Raw genomic sequence first — 20,457 nt, forward strand, 5'->3', positions numbered from 1 at the left:
ATGAAATCTATAGGTTCAACCGTATGGTATAGCCGACAAAGGATGAGGATGGAATCCCCCAAAACGGAAACATAACGTAAAAAAAGCTTTCGTTCACGAACAAGCTAAAAAGAATAGGTCAAAAGATTAAAAGGAGATACCTGGCGCGGGTATCTCCTTTGTTAGATTGAATATGTATTTATGCACAATAAGCAAATTTCACTAAATTGCGTTTATGCCTGCAACTCTCCGACAGCATGCTTATTGACCTTCTTGAAGAACAAAACGACAATCAGGCCGGTAAGCAGGATAGAGGCTACGAAAGAAATTCCCATAGGGAGGTTGAAGCCTATTTTGGCATTCAGAATATATGTGATAACCACTGAGGTCATGAAGGTTGCAGGGATGGTTGCAATCCAGTGAAACGACTTCTTCATGGCCAAGTATACGGCTCCGATCCAAAGAGCGATCGCTGAGGTTGTCTGGTTCGCCCATGAGAAGTATCTCCATAAAATATCAAAATCAACTTGTGTAAGGATAACCGAAACCACAAACAAAGGCAAAGCTACTAAGAAGCGGTTGCTTATTTTGCCTTGGCCGATCTTCAGATAATCTGCGATGATCATCCTTGCGCTTCTGAAAGCAGTATCCCCTGATGTGATTGGAAGAATGATGACACCCAAGATGGCCAAAGTTCCTCCGAATGCACCAAGTGCCATGATGGACACCTCTTTGACTACTTGAGCTGGTGCCATCGCAGCCAGCGCCGCCTGGTCATATACGCTCATGGCCGCTGCCGCCCAAATCATAGCGATGACAGCTTCTGCGATCATCATCCCATAAAAAACCTTGCGCCCATTTTGTTCATTATCCAATGAACGAGAAATGATAGGGGACTGTGTAGCATGGAATCCTGAAAGTGCCCCGCATGTGATTGTCAAGAACAGCATCGGGAATAGCGGAAGTTCGCTTGGATGCAAATTTTCCAATGTCAGTTCCGGAATTGGCGCCCCAGATAGGATCACCCATACCCCGATTCCCACTGAACTCAAGATGAGCAATGCACCGAATAACGGATACAACCTTCCGATGATCTGATTGATTGGCAAGATTGTCGATAAGATATAATAGATAAAAATGATTGCCAGTATGACGGCAAGAGGCATCCATCCATTCAATAGATCATGAAGCAGTCCCGCAGGAGACGTGACAAATACCGTACCTACCAATAATAAAAGCAAGACAGAAAAGCCATTCATGATATGGCTGACATGCTTACCTAAATATTTCCGGGCCAATTCAGGCAGATGCGCCCCATCGTTCCTAATCGAAATCATGCCTGTCAGATAGTCGTGCACCGCACCTGCAAAGATGGCTCCGAGCACAATCCACAGGAATGCGACCGGACCGAATAAAGCACCCGCAATCGGCCCGAAGATGGGACCGACACCCGCGATATTCAATAATTGAATAAGGGAATTTCTCCATGTCCCCATTTCCACATAATCCACTCCGTCCGCCTTGCTGCGGGCCGGGGTGGGCCTTTCACTTTTAACGCCGAACACTCTCTCCACCAGTTTTCCATAAATGAAATAACCGGCGATCAATAATACAATGGACGATAGAAATGTAATCAAATCGTCTTTTCCTCCTTCAGTTCCAATCTTGATGATGTAGTGTTGTACAATCTTCCACACAAACGTGTCTTAATACAACACAAGAAAAATTATAGTGTGTATTAATACAACTGTAAACAGGATTCTTTATTGTTTAACCATTAAGATAATTTTCTCAATTCAGGCATAACGATAGGAGGACGAGCTGGTTTAAACATTTCACTTTTCTTCATCTATCGTAAATTCGTAATCAACCAGACTTTCACCCTAGTGATTCCCCAAAACGGTCACAACAAAAAAGCCTGAACTCTTTTAGCTCAAGCTTACTAGCATGTTACAATTTAACAGCACTCTTTACCAACAATCCAGAGACTTTCGATATCATCTTCGCCACGTTGGTCAAAATACAATTTTGCAATCTCTTTGGTTCGGCTAAAATATAACAACTGAAACTTTTTGCCGCGTTTGCCCTGGACTGTATTTGTACGGTTATTTTCAAGAAATCCTTTTTTCATGACTTGAAAGGCTTCATTTCGTCTGGCTGCAGAATCATAGCTCAATGAAACATACAAAGCTTTTTGATACTGTTTCTTTTCTAATAGATAGTTGATGATTATATCAATTTCCTCGTCAGTAAGGAATACAATCTCTCGCACTTCTTCTTTTTGAAAACCTTTGATGGACTTCATAGCATTAATATCATAATCATATTCATCTTCATCTTCGGTACAAAACTCAAGCAAATTTCTGATTGAGCATTGAACACGGTTGACACGAGCTGGCGATGCTCCGTTATCTTGTAGCTCTAAAAAGAATCTTCGGAAATCACGTTTTTTCATTCTCAAAACGGATTTATTATCAGTCTCAGCATAGGCCCCACAATAGAACATTTTAATATCTGCCCTATATTGATAGATAGTCTTTACTGATCGACCTTTAGATTTTAGCTCCAAAATGTAGTCAGACAGAACTTCTTTGTTTTCTTTATGAACTTTTTCATAGATTGCTGCATTATAAATTAAGTTTCGTTTTTTAGACATTGATTTTCGACTCCTTATAAAAATTCGAGTCTATTTTGGCTCTACAAAGAGAGGAAAAAGCTCTTCTTTAGTTACTATGTTTTAACCAATTTTATAAATCAATTTCAGATTCATCTCTAAAAATTATCTGGATAAAATTTATGAAATTTTGAAAGTATAATTCTCTTATGGAAATTAATTAGATATTAGTAACATTTTAAAAATTTTTAAAGTCAACGAAATAACATTTTCTGCAAAGGCGCTTTGCCAAATACTAGTGATACAAAGGTCATGGATTAATTTTCACTATTTTAGAAATTTTTTTAATTTTTTAAAGGAAAGTATTTACTTTTATTGATTAATATTGAATAATTGTAAATGTATTAAAATTCAGAAAGAGGTAATAATAGTGAAAAAACAATTATTAGCAACAGCATGTTCATTAGCAGTATTAATGCCCGCAGGAATTACATCAATTGCCAAGGCTGACAGTCTAGATAACCAACTGTCACTAACTCAAAATAATAATGAAGTCAATCTTAGTTCATTAACACCAGATCAGTTGCAACAATATTCAGATTTTATTTCTGAAGGATTTAATGTTACAGTAGAAAAAGATGAACAGGGAAATATTTTTATATCTGGATACCAAGTCCAAACAACTACACCGAAGGCTCGCGCTGCGATTTATGAAAGTGCATATACTATTAAGCAAGCTCTTTATCATGGCTACAGACTTATTGGTACAACGCGTGGAGTTATAAATATTACATCTAATGGTTCAACTGTCACTATAGGCACTGATACGTTATATACTCAAAACACAATTGGAGCAACGAAAAGCCGAGCAACTGGAAACCCAGGTGTATTGAGATATAATTTTCAAATAATGGAAGCTAACGGCATGAATGGTAGTGGATATATTCCTATGCAAACTACCTATTCAATTTATAAAGATGGAAGTATAAAGTTTTATAATAATCTATCGCTTAAAAACTAAGTATATTTAAAGGAGGTGATACTATTATGCAAAGTGCTATTATATTAGTTCCATTAATCGGTGGGTTGATAGCAATTGGATGTTCTGTATGGTACTACGCTTCTTTAGGTAAAATCATTTCAAAAGAAGAGAAAAAAGCAGGAAGAGATTTGACAAACTCTATAAATCCATTCACTGGTTCTGTTAAGTAAAATATTAATGACTGCCATTATTATGAAATTAATGGCAGTCATTTTTACAACATGTACTGGGAGCGATGAAAGGGGACTCATTATTTTCTCGCACTCTTAAATTTTGACATTCCTATCCTTCCCTAAACCGCCCCGTATCCGCATAACAAATGAAACTGAGATCCACAGTTCAATTTTCACCCCATAGTCTTTGAACATGTATCAATTCCTGTTCGTTGAATTCCATTTTATAAATATCAGGTTTTGAAGTGCTATGCAAAAAATCCAAATCATACGTGTGATCGAAATATCCCATCATCAAAGTCATAACTGCCCCGTGAGTACCTATTGCTACTTTTTTACCTCTATAAGTATCTAATAATTTCTTTAAGACTTTTATCGCTCTTATTTGACAGTCAGCATTTGATTCTCCTCCCTCTAAAGAGAAATCTGGTTCATAAAATGACTTCTCCAAAAGGGGAATCAATTCCTCATCAGATACACGATTGTCACCAGAAGAAAAGATCCTCTCTTTTAAATCTTCAAACACCAAAACGTTTTGCCCTATTTGTTGAGCTAGCTTTTCAACAGTTAAAATGGAGCGTACATATGGACTCGAAACAACCACATCAATATCTTCATCTTTCAATATATCAGTTACCCTTTGAGCATCTAAATATCCTTTTTCGGTTAATCCTCTTGTTCTTTCATTTCCTTCTTTTGGCGAATCACCATGCCTCACCATATAAACAAATGTATTCATAACCATTTCCCCCCAATATGTTCTCTTATTTTACTTCTCTTTTACTACTGTAAAAAAGGTCAACATAAAAGGGCATTAATCCTTAGATCAATGTCCTGTTTGTTTTTTTAACTACCTTCTTTGGCGTTCAAGAATTCTATTGTTTTTTCAAAAAGACGAGGTTGAATTTCCGCATATGTAAGATTCCTCGGAAGCATTTCAAAAAAATTCACTTCATTGATTTCCGAGTCTGGCAACTGATCTAACTCTATAATAGTTGAAAAAAAGAGCCTTCCAAATCTCTTTCCAGAAGAATCATTTAAAGAATAGTCACATATAGGGACGATTTCTATCCTTACAGCACCAGTTTCTTCAAACAACTCTCTTTTCGCAGTTCTTATAATAGCTTCACCTAAATCTCTATGACCTCCGGGGGTTTCCCAAGTCGTTCGATCCTTCTGCCTCACATATACCCACTTATTCTGATAAATAGCACTAATGACAGCAAATCTAAGTTCTTCTTCATTTATTGTGCCTATTTTATAAAAATCAAGTTGCACAATACTTCACCCAATTTCCAGCAAATTTAAAAGACCTTATATTCCATGATAAGAATTCGCTCTATGCCTTATTAATAAAGCAAACAAATCCTTTCCAATCACAATAAACCGCAATCAAAATTCCTCCACCCAGAGGAACCCATTCGAACAATACCCCACCAATCATTCCAAGTTTTTAGATTGAATGATTCCTATAACTTAATAAACGATCAAAAGAATCGATTTCATCATATGGTTTTATTTCGGTATCATTCTTATTCATATGAGGATTGAACCATATGCCTTTTATATGCGCACGTTGACAACCACCAATATCTCTTTCTATGTCATCTCCAACGAATAATGCCGCTTCCGGTGGCACATTCATCTTATGTAAGGCTAATTCAAATATGCGTTTGTCAGGTTTACTAAACCCGACTTCTTCAGAAATAACGATTGTATCAAAACAATTATGTAAATCCGTTTTAATTATTTTAGCTTTTTGTCTCTGTGTGGAGCCGTTTGTTATGATCGCAACCTTCATCTGCGCCTTTATCGCATTGATGATCTTTACAGTATGTTGGTTTATGGAAAAGCACTGGGGAAAATGGAGATTCCAAAAATCTTGAATATCATTGCGAAGTAATCGATATGTTGGAGGAAATTCATCAAAAAATGACTCTAAGACTTTTGTTTTATCACTATTGCCATAATCTCTTTTATCATATCCTTTGAATGTTTGCAGCATTTCATTTTTTGTTAAATCATTAACATCTCTATAACACTTTTCTAAAATCATTAAAAATAGTTTATCTACAGCGTGATCCCTATTAAGTAAGGTATCATCTAAATCAAATAGCATTGCTTCATAACCTTGCAAATAACTTCACCGCCTTTCATTTTATTAAAATTTATATGTAAATCTAAACGATAAAATAATACTGCTTTAAGAGTAAAAACTTGGAACACAATTCCTCGAATTGCTGCCAATAAATTAAAGAAAATACTCTATATTAATCAAAATAGCTTCACTTAGCATGAGCAAAATAAGTGTAGTGATATATTGTTTGGAGTTCTTCAGATACTTCCACTCCATAATAGATTGAAAACCCATAGCAAATAACAAATAAAGAGCAAAATACCACTTAATTACATTCACATCCTTTGTAACAACAAATGGCAGTGCGCCTAGATAAAAAACTAAAATAATGACTCTCCCCCACCGGTCTACCTTCTTACCGGTGGTTTCTGATATCTTCCCTTTCTTTTTTATACCGAATAATGTAGTTATTATTCTTTCTAATACATACAAAAAGAGGATTAAACCAAGAATTAAAATCAACAACCTCACCTCCAATTCCAATATATTACATCTAGTATAGCATTCTTCAACTTTTCTTGTTGCTTAAGCTGCCCAGATCGATGCATAACAAAAGGCTACTCAGTAGCAGCCTTGATTTTCAGTTCTAGTTTCCGAAAATTTAAGTCTATTTCTTATCAAATTTTCCATTAAACGGCATAGGCAGATTAATTGGTTCATCAATAAAAATTGGCTACCTTATTTTATTTTGATTTCCTTTCATATAGAATATCGGGTAAATTTTCTTCATTTTCGTGTCCTCTAGCAATGATCGTAAACCCATTCTTTTCATAAAATCGTTGTGCGCGTTTATTTACTTCAAATGTATATAAAGTTAATCTTCCACTTGATTGTTCTTTCACCTGATCAAGTAAAGTGCGGCCCATACCCATTCCTTGATAATCAATATGAATATAAAGTTGGCTGATCTCCCTTTCATTATAAGCAATCATTCCAACTACCTTGTCATTGATTAACGTTAAATCTACTTGATACTGTTTAGATAATATATCATTCAAAAAATTGACGTGATTTTCAAAGCTATGATTTTCTTTCAGGCCAATAGCCCGTTCCTTGCTATTCCGCCACATGTCCACTGTCTGTTCAGCGTAGAAAGGATGATACTGAATAATTATAAACTTAGGTTGATTCACTACAAATACCTCCAGTTTTCTAAAAAAGGAACTGCGATTATAGTTCCTTAACGGCCAGATGATTGCTTAATGAATAAGCTCTTTCTCTCCCCAGAAAAAAGGTTGCACCTAATTAATTGGTGCAACTCTTTTATTTGCTATCTTTAAAATCAAACTATGGAATGAATCTCTCTAACTCAACTTAGCAAATGCTACTAAGGAACCCTGATCGCAAGATTGGAATCCATTCTTTTCGTAAAAATGCCTTACATCAGGCGCTTCTTCAGTTAATAGGACTTTTTGCCGGACATTTTTATACTTTTTCAGGGCTTGTTGCATCAGCTGAGTAGCAATCCCTTTGTTTTGATAAGCATGTAACACAAGTATATCTTGAATATAGATAATCGTTATTCCATCACCAACAATACGAATGAGCCCAACTAATTCTTCCCCATTCCAAGCGGATATAACGTCTAGTGACTGTTCTAAAGCTTGTTGAAGAACTATTACATCTTGTGTATAGGCATGCCATTGTACGTCATTATATAATCGTTCTAATTGTTCTCTGTTTACATTTTTACTAGTATTGAAATGGATTGCCATTCCTTTTTCCTCCTCAAAATATATTATTTTGAAGAGTTAATTCGCAATTTATCCACTGTCTTATGCCTCCTTTCCATTATTTCCGTCCGTTGTTTACATGAATAGTTCGACATTATTCATCTTTATCCTCTTTACCTGTCCGTTAAAATTGTGTAACTACAAAAAAGCCATGGTTGTTACATAACCACAGCTTACTACTTCAACGATTACAGATCATCAGTACATTTCCATCCGGGTCTTTAAAATTAAAATAGGCGAAATCTTCAATACGCTCTATTTCCCGAACAATCGTAATGCCTTTGTTTCTAACAAATTCATACGCCTCATCGATCTCCTTGGCGAAGAAATTGAATAATACATGATCTGAGGGGCTTAGTTGAAAACCCGGATCAAACGTATGATCGTCCAAAGTAAGCCCAGTCTCAGAAGTGACGGGGATGTTATATACGGGTGATCTAACATTCTCTTTATTAAATGAGATTCCAAGTAAATCACTGTACCACTCTACAGATTTTTCTAGGTTACTGACATGGATAAACACATTGTTTACCTTACAGGCGATAGGAGAGGAGATCGATTTCACAGACAGTCCACCTTTTCACTATTTTCATTGTTACAAATTCGATGATAAAGCGGGAATTCCTTTGATGTTTTGGAAAAATAATTGCTGTAGTCGATAGATTATATGAAACACTCACAGATAAAAAGGTGCCTCATTAAATGCGCCACCCTTGATCGGTCAATTTTTATGATAGATAAATCATTTTCGATGACCGAATTTACCATTTCTATTCTTCAACGGTATTAATAGGACGGTTATTAATGATTTCTATACAAAGACCCTTGAAGAAGGACTTCTTCCCTCAACTCTAGAATAGTAAGAATCAGTGAAAAAAGAAAGAAATGCGAAGAATCAGAAACACCTCCTAACTTTGACACTTTTTATGGTTTGAAGACTGGAACAAAAGGATGTGTACATATTGCCTCATGACTTAATAAATAATAGGAAAGCAAAAGTAAGTGCTGACTGTAAAAATTGTTTTGGGCTATGTTGTGTCGCTTTATCCTTTGCCGCCTCTGCCGATTTTGCTTTTGACAAAGGAGAAGGAACTCCTTGCAGGAACTTGCAGACAGACTATCGTTGCGGTATTCATAAAAACCTGAGACTGAATGGCTTTCGGGGATGCACGGTATATGAGTACTTTGGCGCAGGCCAAAAGGTTTACCAAGGGACATACGGAGGAATTGATTGGCGTAATAATGCAGCGATAGCGCAGGAGATGTTTGCTGTGTTCCCAATTATGCAGCATCTTCACGAAATGCTTTATTACTTATATGAGGCCCTGAGTATAGAAGCCGCTCAACCAATCTATAAGGATTTAGAGCAAGCAGCGCAAGAAACCGAGCATCTCACTTATTTAAGCCCGGAAGCCATCTTATCCTTATATATACCAAGCCATCGGGACAAGGTGAATGATCTGTTGAAGAAAACCAGTGAACTGGTCCGCTCCAAAGCAAAGAATAGCCATCATAGAAGTGCGAGGAAAAGAAAAATGACTAAAGGCCGTGACATGATCGGCGCAAACTTGAGAGGCGCAAACCTCAGAGGGGCCGATTTAAGAGGAGCTCTACTGATTGCTTCCGACCTTCGAAAAGCTGACTTAAGAGAAGCAGACCTGATTGGCGCTGACTTGAGAGACGCTGATCTAAGAGGTGCTAATCTATTGGGAAGTATCTTTCTTACTCAAGTACAAGTCAACTCGGCAAAAGGAAATCGTCATACTAAACTGCCGCCTTCACTTCGTATTCCTGAACATTGGCTGATAAGTGAGATCATTTAAGATAAGAACGCGGATAATGAAAAAGGGTGGCTTTCTGTCCAATGTAGACAGGCAGCCACTCTTTTATCTAATTTTGAAGCAAGATATATCCTTCTTTGGGTACGACGCCAAAAGCTTCAGCTAAATCCTTCAACTGCCCATCCGTGATGGATTGCTTTATGCTCCCTTGAGCACAGACTGCTGTAATGTTTCATAGACGCTATACCCTGCAGCCCATCCACCAAAAGCTACATATTCCAGTACCTTTATTCATACCTCCCCAACAGCGATCCAAGGGAAAAAGCCGTCCAAAAACCGCTCTGTCGCAGGCATGAAATAAGAGCCAAAATGATAATCGGGATCCAGGGTGGTAATAATCCATGTCCCATTTGTACTCACTTTGTCGACATAGAGGACGGCACCCCCATCTTCCGTGGTAATCAGTTTGTCCGCTTGCTCCGGCGGCCAAAATACGCCGTGCTGGTGCCAGGTTGCATCCTCCAGACTGATGTACTGGAATAATGGATAGCTAGGATTGGCAAGGAAGAGCCCGCTTTGCGCATTTTCCTCAAGCCACCACCAAAAATTCGTTGGGCGCTCCTCCCAATTTTGGTTTGGAAGCCACTCCCAGGGCTGTGGCCCGAATGCTACAACAATCCCACCTTCTTCAGCGAATGCATCGATTTTTCCCTTTGCCTGCAGGAGCAAACGGTTATTTAATTGTGAGGGAACGATCAAGACATCAAAGCGGTCTAAATCCGCTTCTTGAAAATCAGGCAAATAAAGGAGTGCTTCAATATACTGTGCATACTTCGCCTCATGGAAGGTGCGATAATGGGCCGCATTTCCGCTATAGATAACAGCTATTTTTCTCATTGGGCCTTTTCCCCTTTCAGCTGGTTGAATTCAGAAACGGCCCACTGCCATATTTGCGGCCCGATTCGATCGGTCGTCTTATTCTGCCCATTATATTGGAACAGATTGCGGCCTGCATGCACCAAAATGGTTCCTTTTGTGCTGTTGCGGTCAATATATGTAATGGGTTTGCCGTCTTCAAAGGCCAGGAGCACTTGTGCCCCTTTAGGAGCCGGGTGATAGCCGCGGGCAAAAAAACCGGCAACTCCTTTGTTGTAGACCATGTCCTTTATTTCCACTCCGGCAAAGATGCTATTAGGCGCTGTCACTCTTACATAGTAGTCCCTATGCGAATGAATTCTCTTCGGCATGAAGGGACCGCATCCCGGAAGCCATTGGCGGAACAAGTGACCGCAAAAAATGACGATATTCCCTGCATCCAAAAAGGATTCGATTTTCTGTTTATTCTTATACAAATATTCTTGATCGATGAAATCTGTCAAGAGCAGAACATCGTACTCCTGCAAGTCCATATCGGACAGCTCATACTGATCAACCAGCGTTCTGTCTATATAATTATCTCCTGCCATTTGTTGCCCTTGGCCAAAGGCATGGCCGGGGCTAAGTTCTAACATTCTCGGTGTCTCACTCATACTTCCATTCCCTCCGTTTTCTCTCTTACTTGCATTAAGCTTGCTTCACAACTAACTTCCAGCGCCGTTCGAAGTAAGCGCAGGCCTCCATTAACTGTTTCGTATACATATGCTTAGGGTTATAAAGAACATCCTTTGTCAGGCGATCCTCCACAATTCTTCCTTTTTCCAAAACCAGCAACCGATCGGCAAACTGTTCCGTCGCCGTAATACGATGTGTAATGTACAAAATGGATAGCTGCATATCGCGCTGGAAATCCCGCAATAGGCCAATCATAATCGACTCTGACTCAGGGTCCAACGCAGAAGTGATTTCATCGGCTATGAGCAAACGCGGCTTGCATGCTAACGCCCGGATAATGGCAGCCCGTTGTTTTTGCCCTCCGGAACATTCTTGAGGTTTTCTACTTAACAATTCCTTTGGCAATCCAGCTTGTTCCATCAGCATATGGATCCGCCCCATCGCTTCTTTCTTAGGGGTTTTGCTGAGCAACAATGGTTCCAATAAGCTTTCCTGCATCGTCAAGTAAGGGTTGAAAGAACGTTCAGGATTTTGATAGATATATTGACAGTTGCACCCTTCTTCCCAGATGACCTCCCCTTCTGTCAGTTGTTGCAGGCCGATGATGAGCTCTGCGATGGTTGACTTTCCTGACCCGGACTCGCCGATTAGGCCGACAATCTCATTGCTTTCAATTGAAAAATCGATCTGGTCCAACACTTGATGGGTTCCAAACTGTTTCGAAACATTCCGTAATTCAAGCATAAGCTGCAACTTCCTCCTTCAACTGATGATCGTCAATTCGCAGCGTTCGGTCGGAAATGGCATAGGCAATATCCAAATCATGCGTGATAAAAATCAGGCTGACTCGAGACATGCGCACTTTTTCCTCCAATAACTGCACGATTTCTTTTTTCAAGATAGGATCTAATGTGCTCGTGCATTCATCTGCAATCACAACATCCGGTTCGGTCAAGAAAGCAAGGGCAATCATCGCCCGGCTCAGCATGCCTCCGGAGCATTCAAACGGATACTTCTCCAATACATGTCCCGGCAACGATACTTGTTCAACCGCTTGCCTTGCCTGTTCTTCAGTGACGCCCAATTCCGTGAATTGCTCCTTCAGCGTCAATAAAGGGTTGAAGGCTGCACGTGCGTCTTGGTAGATGAACGAACATGTCTGCCAATAATGCTTTTTGCTAAAATCCCTTTTCCGGACCGATGCACCGTTATAAAAAACATCGCCAGTCCATTGATACGCCGGCAATAGACCATACATGGCCCGTGCCAGTGTGGTTTTCCCGGAACCCGAAGGACCGATGATGCTGACAATTTCACCAGGTTGCACATGAAAAGTAACGTTTTTCACCACTTCCTGCTGGCCAAATGTGACGGTGACATCCTCGCAACATACCCCATCCGACGGTTCGCTTTCGTGCTTCACCACTTTTATTCGTTTGGCTGTTTTTCGCTTAAGCGGTCTTTCCTCCATTAAGAATGCTAAACTAACGGTCGTAATGATCAGCATGAGTACTGGAGGGAGAACAATCCATGCCCAAGCATTGCTTAAGTAGATGGATGGCTCTGAAAAGGCGGCGTTCAACATGCTTCCCCAAGACACAAAGTTCGGATCGCCAAGCCCTAAAAAGGCTAGACCCGACTCGGTCAAAATAGCATTACGAAACGAAAGGATGAACTTGGCCTTCATCAAGGGTTTGATATGTGGCAGAAGATGCTTCCGCAAGACATAAAAAGGGCTTCCGCCAAACATCGAAGCTGCTTTCACAAATTCGCGTTCCTTTAAGGAAAGTACGGAGGAACGGATCAGCCTCATATAACCGGGCCAAGACAACAGGCTCAGCACAACGACCAGCTGAATCATACCGCCGCCCGTAAAGGAAATGAATAATAGAATCAACAGCAAGCTAGGCAGAACGAGCAACACATTGGCACCCCCGTTAATCAGGCGATCCAGCCAAGGGATATAACCTGCCAACAATCCCAACACGGCGCTCAATGCCGTACTGAAAAAAGCAACCAGCAAACCAATCCATAAACTGGTGCGTGTTCCCGCCAATAACTGAGACCAAACATCTTGCCCAAGCTTATTCGTCCCCAGCCAATATTCAGCGGAAGGCGGAAGATAAGAGCCGCTTTCGAAGGCATGCGGATCATGCATCGATAGGATGGGAGACAGCAACGCCATCCCGACAATCACCGATAGTGCCACTAACGGCCATCTATACATGCTTTTCATTGATGTTTCCCCCTTTTATGCGCGGATCCAGCTTCGGGTATACATAATCGGCCAGCATATTGACGAATAGGATGATACTCGAAAATATGAAAAATAAGCCGTGCATTAATGGATAATCACGCGATAGAATCGCTTCCTGCAAGAGTTTGCCGATACCGGGATAAGAGAACAGCGTCTCTATGAAAATGGCACCCGTGAACAGCAGGCCAATACGGATCATCAACAAGGTAAAAACGGACAACAAGGCATTTTTAGCCGTATGCCGGTACAGCAAGCGTCTTCGGTTGAGCCCTTTCATTTTGGCAAATTCCATGTACGGGGACGCCAAAACCCGAATCGATTCATTCCGCACCAGCAAATAGACACTCGATATGTTCACGATTGTCAGAGCCAGCACCGGCAAAAAGCCATGCCAAACTTGATCTTTCAGCCCCGCCAATACGCCGGCATCCGCCATGAACGGCGTGGATGCGCCGCTTAACGGGAAGATAGCGGCATTAACGGCAAATACAAGCAATAAAACAATGCCCAACAGAAATTCCGGTATCGAACCAATCGCCAGCATCGCCGTCATCAAATAACGATCTCCACGCTTTCCATGAAACCAAGCCGACACCAACCCGATGGTGATGCCGATGATAAATGAAAGCAGCACCGCCAATCCAACAATCGAAATCGTGTAGGAGAAGTGCTCAAGAATCAGATCGGCAACATCCGTCTTATGTGAAAACGATGTGCCGAAATCGAATGTCACAATCCCTTTCACATAATGCACGAACTGCTCCCATAAAGATTGATCAAGCCCATAATAGGCGATCATGGATTCTTTTTGCGCTTCCGTCAGCATCGGTCCGCTATCCTGGCCTTCAATGAATTGGATAGGCCCCCCCGGCATGAGCCGAGGGAGAAAGAAATTCAGCAGCAGTAGGATGACAAAGACAGTGCCGTACAAAGAAAATAGTCGTTTCATCAGTCTATAAACGCCGCCTTGTTATCCCATAAAGGAATACCGTCGGAAATGCCGCCATACGTATTGAACCAGCCATCAAAGTCAGACGCTTTATAAATGAAATAGAATGGACGATGGTAAAGGACCAATGTCGGCAATTCTTCCGCTAAAATATCCTGCATTTGGCCGATTGTCTCTTTACGGTCTGCCTCGTCTGTCTGTGTCAGCTGCAAGTCAGCCAATTTTTTGAATTCCTTATTGTTAAATACACTTTTTCCGGCATAGGCATTGCTGGCTTGTCCGGAAAACCATAGGCGCAAGAAGTCAGGGTCGCCGCTTAAGCCAATATGCCCCGTAATCGCCATATCGTATTTGCCTTCAGACATGGCCGTCGAGAAGGCTGCCGCATCAACTGTCTGTATCGTAAGGTCAATGCCTACTTTCGCAAGCATCACTTTCATTAGCTCAGCTTCCTGGGACGTGGAGGAAACCAGTACACGCAGCTTCAATCCATCGCGGATCCCTTTTTTATTTTTGCTGTAGCCAAGCTCATCCAGCAGCGCGTTCGCTTTCTCTTTTGAGTAATCGTACTGTTTGACATCTTTGTTGTACCATGGCGAATCCAACGGAACTACCCCTGCATTCCCTACCATCGGTTGATCGGACCCCGTTAGTTTCTCTGACATTTGGGCACGGTTTAAAGCATAAGCGATGGCTTGGCGAAGTCGTTTATCATTCAATTGGGGATGGTCCAAGTTGAACAGAACACGGACAGCACTCCCCGTAGGATCCGCTTTTATCACGTCAAAGCCTTGCCGCTTCATTTGTTCCACTTCTTTATAGTTGAACGTCATGCCAGCAGAGATTTCATTGTTTTGTAAGGAGAGAATATTATTTTCAACGGCCAAGTAATGCACTTCGTCCACATTCACTTTGCCCTTGAAGTATTTGTCGTTTTTTACAAATCGATAATTGCCGGCTGCTTTGTCATAATCCTTCAAGACAAATGGACCTGAACCGACCAAGGCCTTATCTTCTTGATAGTCAACCGGGTTCTTCACGTCTTCCCAAATATGCTTCGGTATAATTGGCAAGATTCCCGCAATTTCTGTTATGAATGGTGAAAATGGTTCATTCAAGTGAATCTTCACTTCTGTGTCACTTACTTTTTCGGCAGATTTGATTTTTGTCATGTCAGCATTCCAAGGAAAAACATGCTTCTTGAAATACGTATATGAAAAGACAACATCGTCCGCTGTCAGCGGTTTGCCATCATGGAATTTCACATCATCTTCCAATTTAAATGTGTATGTAAGCTGATCATCCGAAACCGTCCAATCGGTAGCCAACCAAGGAATCACACCTTTTTCATCCTTCCAGGTCAATGTATCGAACAGGAATGAATTTCGTAAATAACCTCCTGGCCCGCTCGTTGTAAATGTGAACGGTGAAATAAAACCGCTGTCCTGCCAAGCAATCTTAACAATCTTCTTCCCGTCTTTAGAAACGCTGGTCTCTTTCGTTGATCCGCTGCCGTTGGAACAACCAGCCAGTACTATTGCAAAAAGCAAGCATAAAATCCCTAGTAATTTCTTCATCCTGTCTTCCCTCTCTCGCCTATTGTTCTTGATAGTTCAAATATAACCATATTGAGAATGATTATCAATGTCATTTGTGGAGTAGTCAATAATGCCATTCTTCTAAAGATAGGACAAAAAAACTATTTGATTCCTGCCGGCAGCCAAACTTATTTTGGGCATAAAACCCATCATTATTTTGCTATTTTTAACAAAAATGTTTATAAAAAGGAGAAAAATTAATGATTATTGATAAATTACTGTCTACTATTGCCAGAATGCTAGCACAGTCTTTAAACGAAAAGTCAAATCAAATTTTTGAAGCTAGAAAAGATAAATCCAGCAAAAGAATAAAAAATGAGCAAAACGGACTACAAAGAAAAATATATAAATGCCTTTATTTAATCGATAAATAAAAAAGTCCATTTCCATTATCAAGAAATAGACTTTTAGCTAAGTTATCGAGTTTTAACCATGATAGAATCCCGCTTTTTCAATTAAAAGAGATCCTATTTGTCCCCATCTCTTCGCTCAATCTCCTATTCTTGCATCAATAAACAAAATACATCAACACCGACGTCACGATACCAACCCATACACATAGGATGAAGCAGTAGCCCATGATATGGCGGATATGCAACCCGACTATGCCGAGCAAAGGGATTGCCCAAAAAGGCTGGATGAGGTTCGTCCAGGCATCCCCCCAGCCCACCGACATGGCAATGAGTGCGGGATCTACGCCAAGTTCCATGCCTGCCGGTATTTGGAGCGGCCCCTGCAAGGCCCATTGCCCTCCCCCGGATGGCGCCAGTATATTGACCAAGCCCGAAGCCCAATAAGTGAAAATCACAAAGTTTTCTTTAGATGACATCGACTCCATGGCTTGAATGATATGCTCCGCCAGCCCGGAACTCCCCAACACCGCGATGATTCCGGCGTAGAACGGAAATTGGAGGATAATCGGGGAAATGGATTGGGCCGCTTCTTTAAATGCTTCCCCATACGCCCTCAGCGATCCATGCAAAACCAGCCCCAGCGAAAGAAAGCACATATTGATGATATTCAGATTCAAATCCATGCTGTCGATGAATTGCATGGCTGTATATACCAAGCCGATTGCACCGGCAAGAATGCCTAGTACAGGGGTCTTTTCCAAGAATCCCGCCGCCGTTTCCTTTTCCGTTGCCTGACCTGAACCTGAGTCTTTTTCCTTCTTGCCGGGATGATAAGTGATGATATCTTTTTTAGGGGCCATCAATAGGATGACAATCGGCATCGTGAGCAACAAGGCCAGGAATATGATGAGGGTTCCGGGATGGAAAATCGTTTCCGAAGTAGGCACCACACCCATCACTTTTTCCAGGAAATGCCCTTTTGTCGCGATGGTCAGCCCGATCGAGCTGGACAAACCGGCGGAATATAACGCTGTCGGGGCATAGGCACACGCCACAAGCAACGGGAAATGGGCATCGCGGTTCCGTTTACCGACCTCCCGGGCAACAATCGCCCCGACGACCACAGCTAATCCCCAGTTGATATAATAGGCTGCGGCACTGATCAGGAACGTGAAGATATAGGCTTTTTTAGCCGTATCCGCCTTTGCCGACAAGGCCTCCAATCCACGTTTGATGAACGGCACGGAAGCAAGCGCCATCCCTGTCATCAGCAATAAAACCATTTGCATCGTGAACGTCAAATACGTCCAAAAGCCATCCCCATACGATTGAATCAAGTCTAACGGATCTTTCGGACTGCTGAAAAAACCTAGAATAAAAACCAATAATGTCAACAACACAGCAATCACAAAAGCATCCGGCAGATAGCGGCCAATCCACTTGGCCAGCCCGTTCGACCACTCATTGAACATTGTGCTCCCTCCTTTATGTTTTCTAATGAAGACATATGAGACAACCTGAGTTTTTATGACGGGCCTAATTAGAAGCAATCACCCTAGTAGCCGTTTACAAATCTTGCGCATTCATATGAAAATTCAGAAGCACAAAAGAATGTTTCACACGCCCCCGCTCTGCATTTCTGCAGTTCCCAATCTATAACAGTCCAACTTTTGCAATCTTTCTCAAACAGCAATTGGACTTCTAATATCTGATATCCTTGCTATAATAAACATATAGATACAGGAAATGGTTGAAATAAGTCCGATTGGTTGCACAATCATAATTTCTTGTATCAAGGAGGAAGCTTCCTATGAGTCTTAGCCAGCGTGGCATTGCAATCTTACAAAAAGTAATCCAAGGATATTCCTATGTATCTCATTCTGAATTGATGGAACAGTTGTCCATATCCAAACGGACACTGTACTACGATGTTGAAAAGATCAATGATTGGCTTCAGGAAAACAAATTAGAACCATTAACCCATAAGCGGAATATCGGATATACCGTAAGCGAACCAGGAAAACAAGCAATCCGGCAAAAGCTTGCTTCATTGTCAGTAGCAGAGGACTATGTGTATTCTCCAAGAGAAAGAATCGCCATTATTGCAATCGTGGTTTTGACAAGAGAAAGCATTGTCACCTTGCAGACCTTGCTCGACAAATTACATGTCAGCCGCAGCACAATGCTTGCCGACATTAAACAGGCAAAGGCCGAATTGAAGGCTTTCCATCTCCACTTACAGTACAGTCATGAGACAGGATATTTCCTTAAGGGATCAGAACAAAACAAGCGTACTGTGCTCCTTACGTATCTATCTCAAATATCCGAATTATTGGATTGGCGAGACCTAATAGGGATTCCAGGCTCTTATAAATCAAGTGACATGGGAGGCGTTGTCTCTTCCAGCGGACATACATTATCCGGAGTGCTTCAAGACCTCGAGGATTATATGGGCGTACATTACACGGAAGATTTCATCCACTCCTTAAATATTCATATAACGATGCTGATCAAGCGGTTTAACAGAGGTAAATTCATTTCCATCGATCCAGTGGAGAAAGAGGTATTGCGATCGACTAAGGAATTTGATGCCGCTACGAAAATAGCAGAAAGAATTGAAACCGCTTACCGATTGAATGTGCCAGAAGATGAAGTTTTCTATTTGACTACCTTTTTCTTAAGTGCAAAAAGAAGCAACACCCTACCCAATACAGAAGATGCGCAGACCGCTTCTACACTGAAGCAGATCATTTCTTATATGGTAGACGACTTCCAAAAGTTCGCGTGTGTCTTTTTCACGAACCGGCATGAATTGGAGCAAAATCTGCTTCTCCATTTGAAACCCGCCTATTTTCGTATCAAATACGGCATCGATTGGAGTAACCCATTGTCGGAAACAGTGAAGAGCACCTATAAGGATTTGTTCATATTGACACAAAAGGTTGTCCATCATTTTGAATATTTTCTCGGCCAGCCAGTCTCAGATGATGAAATCGCCTATATCGCCATCCATTTCGGCGGATGGCTGGATAAAGAAGGCATACGGGTGGAACGGCGGAAGAAAGCGGTTATCGTTTGTGCAAGCGGCATCGGGACATCGAGAATTCTGCAGAAACAGTTAGAAGACTTGCTGCCTTCCGTGGACGTTACAGAACTGTACTCGGTCCGGGAATACGAGAAAAAGAGGCTCAACAATATCGACTATATTTTCTCTACTGTGCCTCTGCTTGAACGTACAGTTCCCGTCTATGTCGTGAGTCCCATCTTAAAAGCGTCAGAGAAAGCACGACTGCTGAAACTAGTTGAAACAGACGGAAATGCCCGTGAGCCTCAGGAAATAGACCGTCTAATCGCCATCATTAAAAAACACAGTACAATCGAGGACGAACAAGCATTATATCAAGACCTGCTAGCATATCAGGCAAGAATGAAAGAACCGGTAAGGGAGGCTTATTACAAACCCATGCTACATGAATTATTGACCACAGACACTATACAAATTTCAGAAGAAACAGCCAATTGGCAAGAGGCATTGCAACTGGCTTCCAAGCCCTTACTTGAAACGGGAGCAATCCGCCAGTCTTATGTAGATGCGATGATAGACAGCGTGAACCAGCTTGGACCTTATATTGTCATCGCACCAGGCATCGCTTTGCCGCACGCACGCCCTGAGGCAGGCGTCAACAAAGTGGGAATGAGCTTTCTTAAATTGAAGAAACCATGCCCATTCTCAGAAAAACCAGAACATCAAGTCAATCTCCTATTTGTTCTGGCAGCGGTAGATAACGAAGCCCATCTGAAAGCATTGTCTCAATTATCCACCCTGCTTTCAGACTCACATAATCTCAATCTTTTATCACAAGCAGAAACAGTTAATGAAGTACTCAATGTCATTAATAATCATTCAAAATCTGAGGAGGAATAAAAAATGAAAAAAGTACTTGTAGTATGCGGGAATGGTTTAGGAAGCAGCTTTATCGTAGAAATGAACGTGAAAAATATCCTGAAGGACATGGGGGCAGAAGCGGAAGTTTCCCACACTGATTTGACAACAGCCAAGTCTGAGCCTGCCGACTTATACATCGGATCCAAAGACTTAGTCGGCAATCTAGAAGATGGAACAAAAACAGTTGAAGGTCTAACGAACATTCTAGACCAAAATGAATTGCGCAGTGTACTTGAAAAACACTTCCAATAAAGCTGAAAAATGATTGCGGGCGATCTGGCGAAGAGATTTTCTTCCCGGAGTCCCCTGCCTTCCATTTTAAATCGTGACTCTTTACAACAAAG

At 41.2% G+C, this 20,457-nt stretch carries 22 protein-coding genes; 6 read left to right on the top strand and 16 right to left on the bottom strand.

Going from position 1 to position 20,457, the window contains the following annotated elements; all coding sequences use genetic code 11:
* Nucleotides 1-212: 212 nt before the first annotated feature.
* Nucleotides 213-1,616, bottom strand: a complete 1,404-nt coding sequence (locus tag BN1765_RS12755) for a carbon starvation CstA family protein (protein WP_050615495.1) — start codon at nt 1,614-1,616, stop codon at nt 213-215.
* A gap of 320 nt (nt 1,617-1,936) precedes the next feature.
* Nucleotides 1,937-2,635, bottom strand: coding sequence for a tyrosine-type recombinase/integrase (locus tag BN1765_RS12760; RefSeq protein ID WP_050615496.1), 699 nt, complete (start codon nt 2,633-2,635; stop codon nt 1,937-1,939).
* Nucleotides 2,636-3,023: 388 nt separating this feature from the next.
* Between BN1765_RS12760 and BN1765_RS12765 the strand changes: the two genes are divergently transcribed.
* Together BN1765_RS12765 and BN1765_RS20090 are read left to right on the top strand one after the other, a co-directional pair.
* Nucleotides 3,024-3,614, top strand: a complete 591-nt coding sequence (locus BN1765_RS12765; RefSeq protein WP_050615497.1) for a hypothetical protein — start codon at nt 3,024-3,026, stop codon at nt 3,612-3,614.
* Nucleotides 3,615-3,640: 26 nt separating this feature from the next.
* Nucleotides 3,641-3,805 carry a hypothetical protein gene (locus BN1765_RS20090; protein WP_154666089.1) on the top strand — a complete coding sequence of 55 codons (165 nt, stop codon included), beginning with the start codon at nt 3,641-3,643 and terminating at the stop codon, nt 3,803-3,805.
* 169 nt (nt 3,806-3,974) lie between these two features.
* On the opposite strand, the gene BN1765_RS12770 is transcribed toward BN1765_RS20090, so the two are convergent.
* The 7 genes from BN1765_RS12770 to BN1765_RS12800 form a co-directional block, all read right to left on the bottom strand.
* Nucleotides 3,975-4,547 carry a histidine phosphatase family protein gene (locus tag BN1765_RS12770; protein ID WP_050615498.1) on the bottom strand — a complete coding sequence of 191 codons (573 nt, stop codon included), beginning with the start codon at nt 4,545-4,547 and terminating at the stop codon, nt 3,975-3,977.
* Nucleotides 4,548-4,654: 107 nt separating this feature from the next.
* The gene (locus tag BN1765_RS12775; RefSeq protein ID WP_222705398.1) at nt 4,655-5,086 is read right to left on the bottom strand and encodes an NUDIX hydrolase; all 432 of its coding nucleotides are present in this window, start codon (nt 5,084-5,086) and stop codon (nt 4,655-4,657) included.
* A gap of 175 nt (nt 5,087-5,261) precedes the next feature.
* The gene (locus BN1765_RS12780; RefSeq protein ID WP_050616766.1) at nt 5,262-5,927 is read right to left on the bottom strand and encodes an HAD family hydrolase; all 666 of its coding nucleotides are present in this window, start codon (nt 5,925-5,927) and stop codon (nt 5,262-5,264) included.
* 132 nt (nt 5,928-6,059) lie between these two features.
* The gene (locus BN1765_RS12785; RefSeq protein ID WP_230199585.1) at nt 6,060-6,416 is read right to left on the bottom strand and encodes a DUF4181 domain-containing protein; all 357 of its coding nucleotides are present in this window, start codon (nt 6,414-6,416) and stop codon (nt 6,060-6,062) included.
* 212 nt (nt 6,417-6,628) lie between these two features.
* Complete coding sequence (locus BN1765_RS12790) at nt 6,629-7,078, bottom strand: GNAT family N-acetyltransferase (RefSeq protein ID WP_050615501.1); 450 nt, start codon at nt 7,076-7,078, stop codon at nt 6,629-6,631.
* A 171-nt stretch (nt 7,079-7,249) separates the two neighbouring features.
* A complete protein-coding gene (locus BN1765_RS12795; protein WP_050615502.1) occupies nt 7,250-7,660 on the bottom strand; it encodes a GNAT family N-acetyltransferase in 411 nt (136 codons plus the stop codon).
* Between the two features lie 199 nt (nt 7,661-7,859).
* Nucleotides 7,860-8,243 carry a VOC family protein gene (locus tag BN1765_RS12800; RefSeq protein WP_050615503.1) on the bottom strand — a complete coding sequence of 128 codons (384 nt, stop codon included), beginning with the start codon at nt 8,241-8,243 and terminating at the stop codon, nt 7,860-7,862.
* 397 nt (nt 8,244-8,640) lie between these two features.
* Between BN1765_RS12800 and BN1765_RS12805 the strand changes: the two genes are divergently transcribed.
* The gene (locus BN1765_RS12805; RefSeq protein WP_230199527.1) at nt 8,641-9,501 is read left to right on the top strand and encodes a pentapeptide repeat-containing protein; all 861 of its coding nucleotides are present in this window, start codon (nt 8,641-8,643) and stop codon (nt 9,499-9,501) included.
* Nucleotides 9,502-9,750: 249 nt separating this feature from the next.
* On the opposite strand, the gene BN1765_RS12810 is transcribed toward BN1765_RS12805, so the two are convergent.
* From BN1765_RS12810 to BN1765_RS12835, 6 genes are read right to left on the bottom strand one after another with little or no spacing between them, the layout of a single operon-like run.
* Nucleotides 9,751-10,356, bottom strand: coding sequence for a hypothetical protein (locus tag BN1765_RS12810; protein WP_050615504.1), 606 nt, complete (start codon nt 10,354-10,356; stop codon nt 9,751-9,753).
* Nucleotides 10,353-10,988, bottom strand: a complete 636-nt coding sequence (locus BN1765_RS12815; protein ID WP_050615505.1) for a hypothetical protein — start codon at nt 10,986-10,988, stop codon at nt 10,353-10,355. Before BN1765_RS12815 ends, BN1765_RS12810 begins: the two co-directional genes overlap by 4 nt.
* Nucleotides 10,989-11,022: 34 nt before the next feature.
* The gene (locus BN1765_RS12820) at nt 11,023-11,754 is read right to left on the bottom strand and encodes an ATP-binding cassette domain-containing protein (RefSeq protein ID WP_050615506.1); all 732 of its coding nucleotides are present in this window, start codon (nt 11,752-11,754) and stop codon (nt 11,023-11,025) included.
* Nucleotides 11,747-13,246 carry an ATP-binding cassette domain-containing protein gene (locus BN1765_RS12825; RefSeq protein WP_050615507.1) on the bottom strand — a complete coding sequence of 500 codons (1,500 nt, stop codon included), beginning with the start codon at nt 13,244-13,246 and terminating at the stop codon, nt 11,747-11,749. The genes BN1765_RS12820 and BN1765_RS12825 overlap by 8 nt, the downstream gene beginning before the upstream one ends.
* The gene (locus BN1765_RS12830; protein WP_050615508.1) at nt 13,230-14,216 is read right to left on the bottom strand and encodes an ABC transporter permease; all 987 of its coding nucleotides are present in this window, start codon (nt 14,214-14,216) and stop codon (nt 13,230-13,232) included. Before BN1765_RS12830 ends, BN1765_RS12825 begins: the two co-directional genes overlap by 17 nt.
* Nucleotides 14,216-15,793, bottom strand: coding sequence for an ABC transporter substrate-binding protein (locus tag BN1765_RS12835; RefSeq protein WP_050615509.1), 1,578 nt, complete (start codon nt 15,791-15,793; stop codon nt 14,216-14,218). Before BN1765_RS12835 ends, BN1765_RS12830 begins: the two co-directional genes overlap by 1 nt.
* A gap of 221 nt (nt 15,794-16,014) precedes the next feature.
* On the opposite strand from BN1765_RS12835, the gene BN1765_RS20095 reads away from it, so the two are divergent.
* The gene (locus BN1765_RS20095; protein ID WP_154666090.1) at nt 16,015-16,188 is read left to right on the top strand and encodes a hypothetical protein; all 174 of its coding nucleotides are present in this window, start codon (nt 16,015-16,017) and stop codon (nt 16,186-16,188) included.
* Nucleotides 16,189-16,322: 134 nt separating this feature from the next.
* On the opposite strand, the gene BN1765_RS12840 is transcribed toward BN1765_RS20095, so the two are convergent.
* Nucleotides 16,323-17,639, bottom strand: a complete 1,317-nt coding sequence (locus BN1765_RS12840) for a short-chain fatty acid transporter (RefSeq protein ID WP_050615510.1) — start codon at nt 17,637-17,639, stop codon at nt 16,323-16,325.
* A 338-nt stretch (nt 17,640-17,977) separates the two neighbouring features.
* Between BN1765_RS12840 and BN1765_RS12845 the strand changes: the two genes are divergently transcribed.
* Nucleotides 17,978-20,092: a BglG family transcription antiterminator gene (locus BN1765_RS12845; protein ID WP_050615511.1), complete on the top strand. Its 2,115-nt coding sequence runs from the start codon at nt 17,978-17,980 to the stop codon at nt 20,090-20,092.
* A gap of 3 nt (nt 20,093-20,095) precedes the next feature.
* Nucleotides 20,096-20,365: a PTS sugar transporter subunit IIB gene (locus tag BN1765_RS12850; RefSeq protein WP_050615512.1), complete on the top strand. Its 270-nt coding sequence runs from the start codon at nt 20,096-20,098 to the stop codon at nt 20,363-20,365.
* Nucleotides 20,366-20,457: the final 92 nt, after the last annotated feature.

Origin of the sequence: Bacillus testis (assembly GCF_001243895.1) — a bacterium.
Classification (GTDB): domain Bacteria; phylum Bacillota; class Bacilli; order Bacillales; family DSM-1321; genus Bacillus_AD; species Bacillus_AD testis.

Coding starts and splice junctions, on each gene's coding strand:
- BN1765_RS12760 (WP_050615496.1), bottom strand. CDS start 2,635: ATGTCTAAAAAACGAAACTTAATTTATAATGCAGCAATCTATGAAAAA.
- BN1765_RS20090 (WP_154666089.1), top strand. CDS start 3,641: ATGCAAAGTGCTATTATATTAGTTCCATTAATCGGTGGGTTGATAGCA.
- BN1765_RS12770 (WP_050615498.1), bottom strand. CDS start 4,547: ATGAATACATTTGTTTATATGGTGAGGCATGGTGATTCGCCAAAAGAA.
- BN1765_RS12780 (WP_050616766.1), bottom strand. CDS start 5,927: ATGCTATTTGATTTAGATGATACCTTACTTAATAGGGATCACGCTGTA.
- BN1765_RS12795 (WP_050615502.1), bottom strand. CDS start 7,660: ATGGCAATCCATTTCAATACTAGTAAAAATGTAAACAGAGAACAATTA.
- BN1765_RS12810 (WP_050615504.1), bottom strand. CDS start 10,356: ATGAGAAAAATAGCTGTTATCTATAGCGGAAATGCGGCCCATTATCGC.
- BN1765_RS12815 (WP_050615505.1), bottom strand. CDS start 10,988: ATGAGTGAGACACCGAGAATGTTAGAACTTAGCCCCGGCCATGCCTTT.
- BN1765_RS12820 (WP_050615506.1), bottom strand. CDS start 11,754: ATGCTTGAATTACGGAATGTTTCGAAACAGTTTGGAACCCATCAAGTG.
- BN1765_RS12825 (WP_050615507.1), bottom strand. CDS start 13,246: ATGAAAAGCATGTATAGATGGCCGTTAGTGGCACTATCGGTGATTGTC.
- BN1765_RS12830 (WP_050615508.1), bottom strand. CDS start 14,216: ATGAAACGACTATTTTCTTTGTACGGCACTGTCTTTGTCATCCTACTG.
- BN1765_RS12835 (WP_050615509.1), bottom strand. CDS start 15,793: ATGAAGAAATTACTAGGGATTTTATGCTTGCTTTTTGCAATAGTACTG.
- BN1765_RS20095 (WP_154666090.1), top strand. CDS start 16,015: ATGATTATTGATAAATTACTGTCTACTATTGCCAGAATGCTAGCACAG.
- BN1765_RS12840 (WP_050615510.1), bottom strand. CDS start 17,639: ATGTTCAATGAGTGGTCGAACGGGCTGGCCAAGTGGATTGGCCGCTAT.
- BN1765_RS12845 (WP_050615511.1), top strand. CDS start 17,978: ATGAGTCTTAGCCAGCGTGGCATTGCAATCTTACAAAAAGTAATCCAA.
- BN1765_RS12850 (WP_050615512.1), top strand. CDS start 20,096: ATGAAAAAAGTACTTGTAGTATGCGGGAATGGTTTAGGAAGCAGCTTT.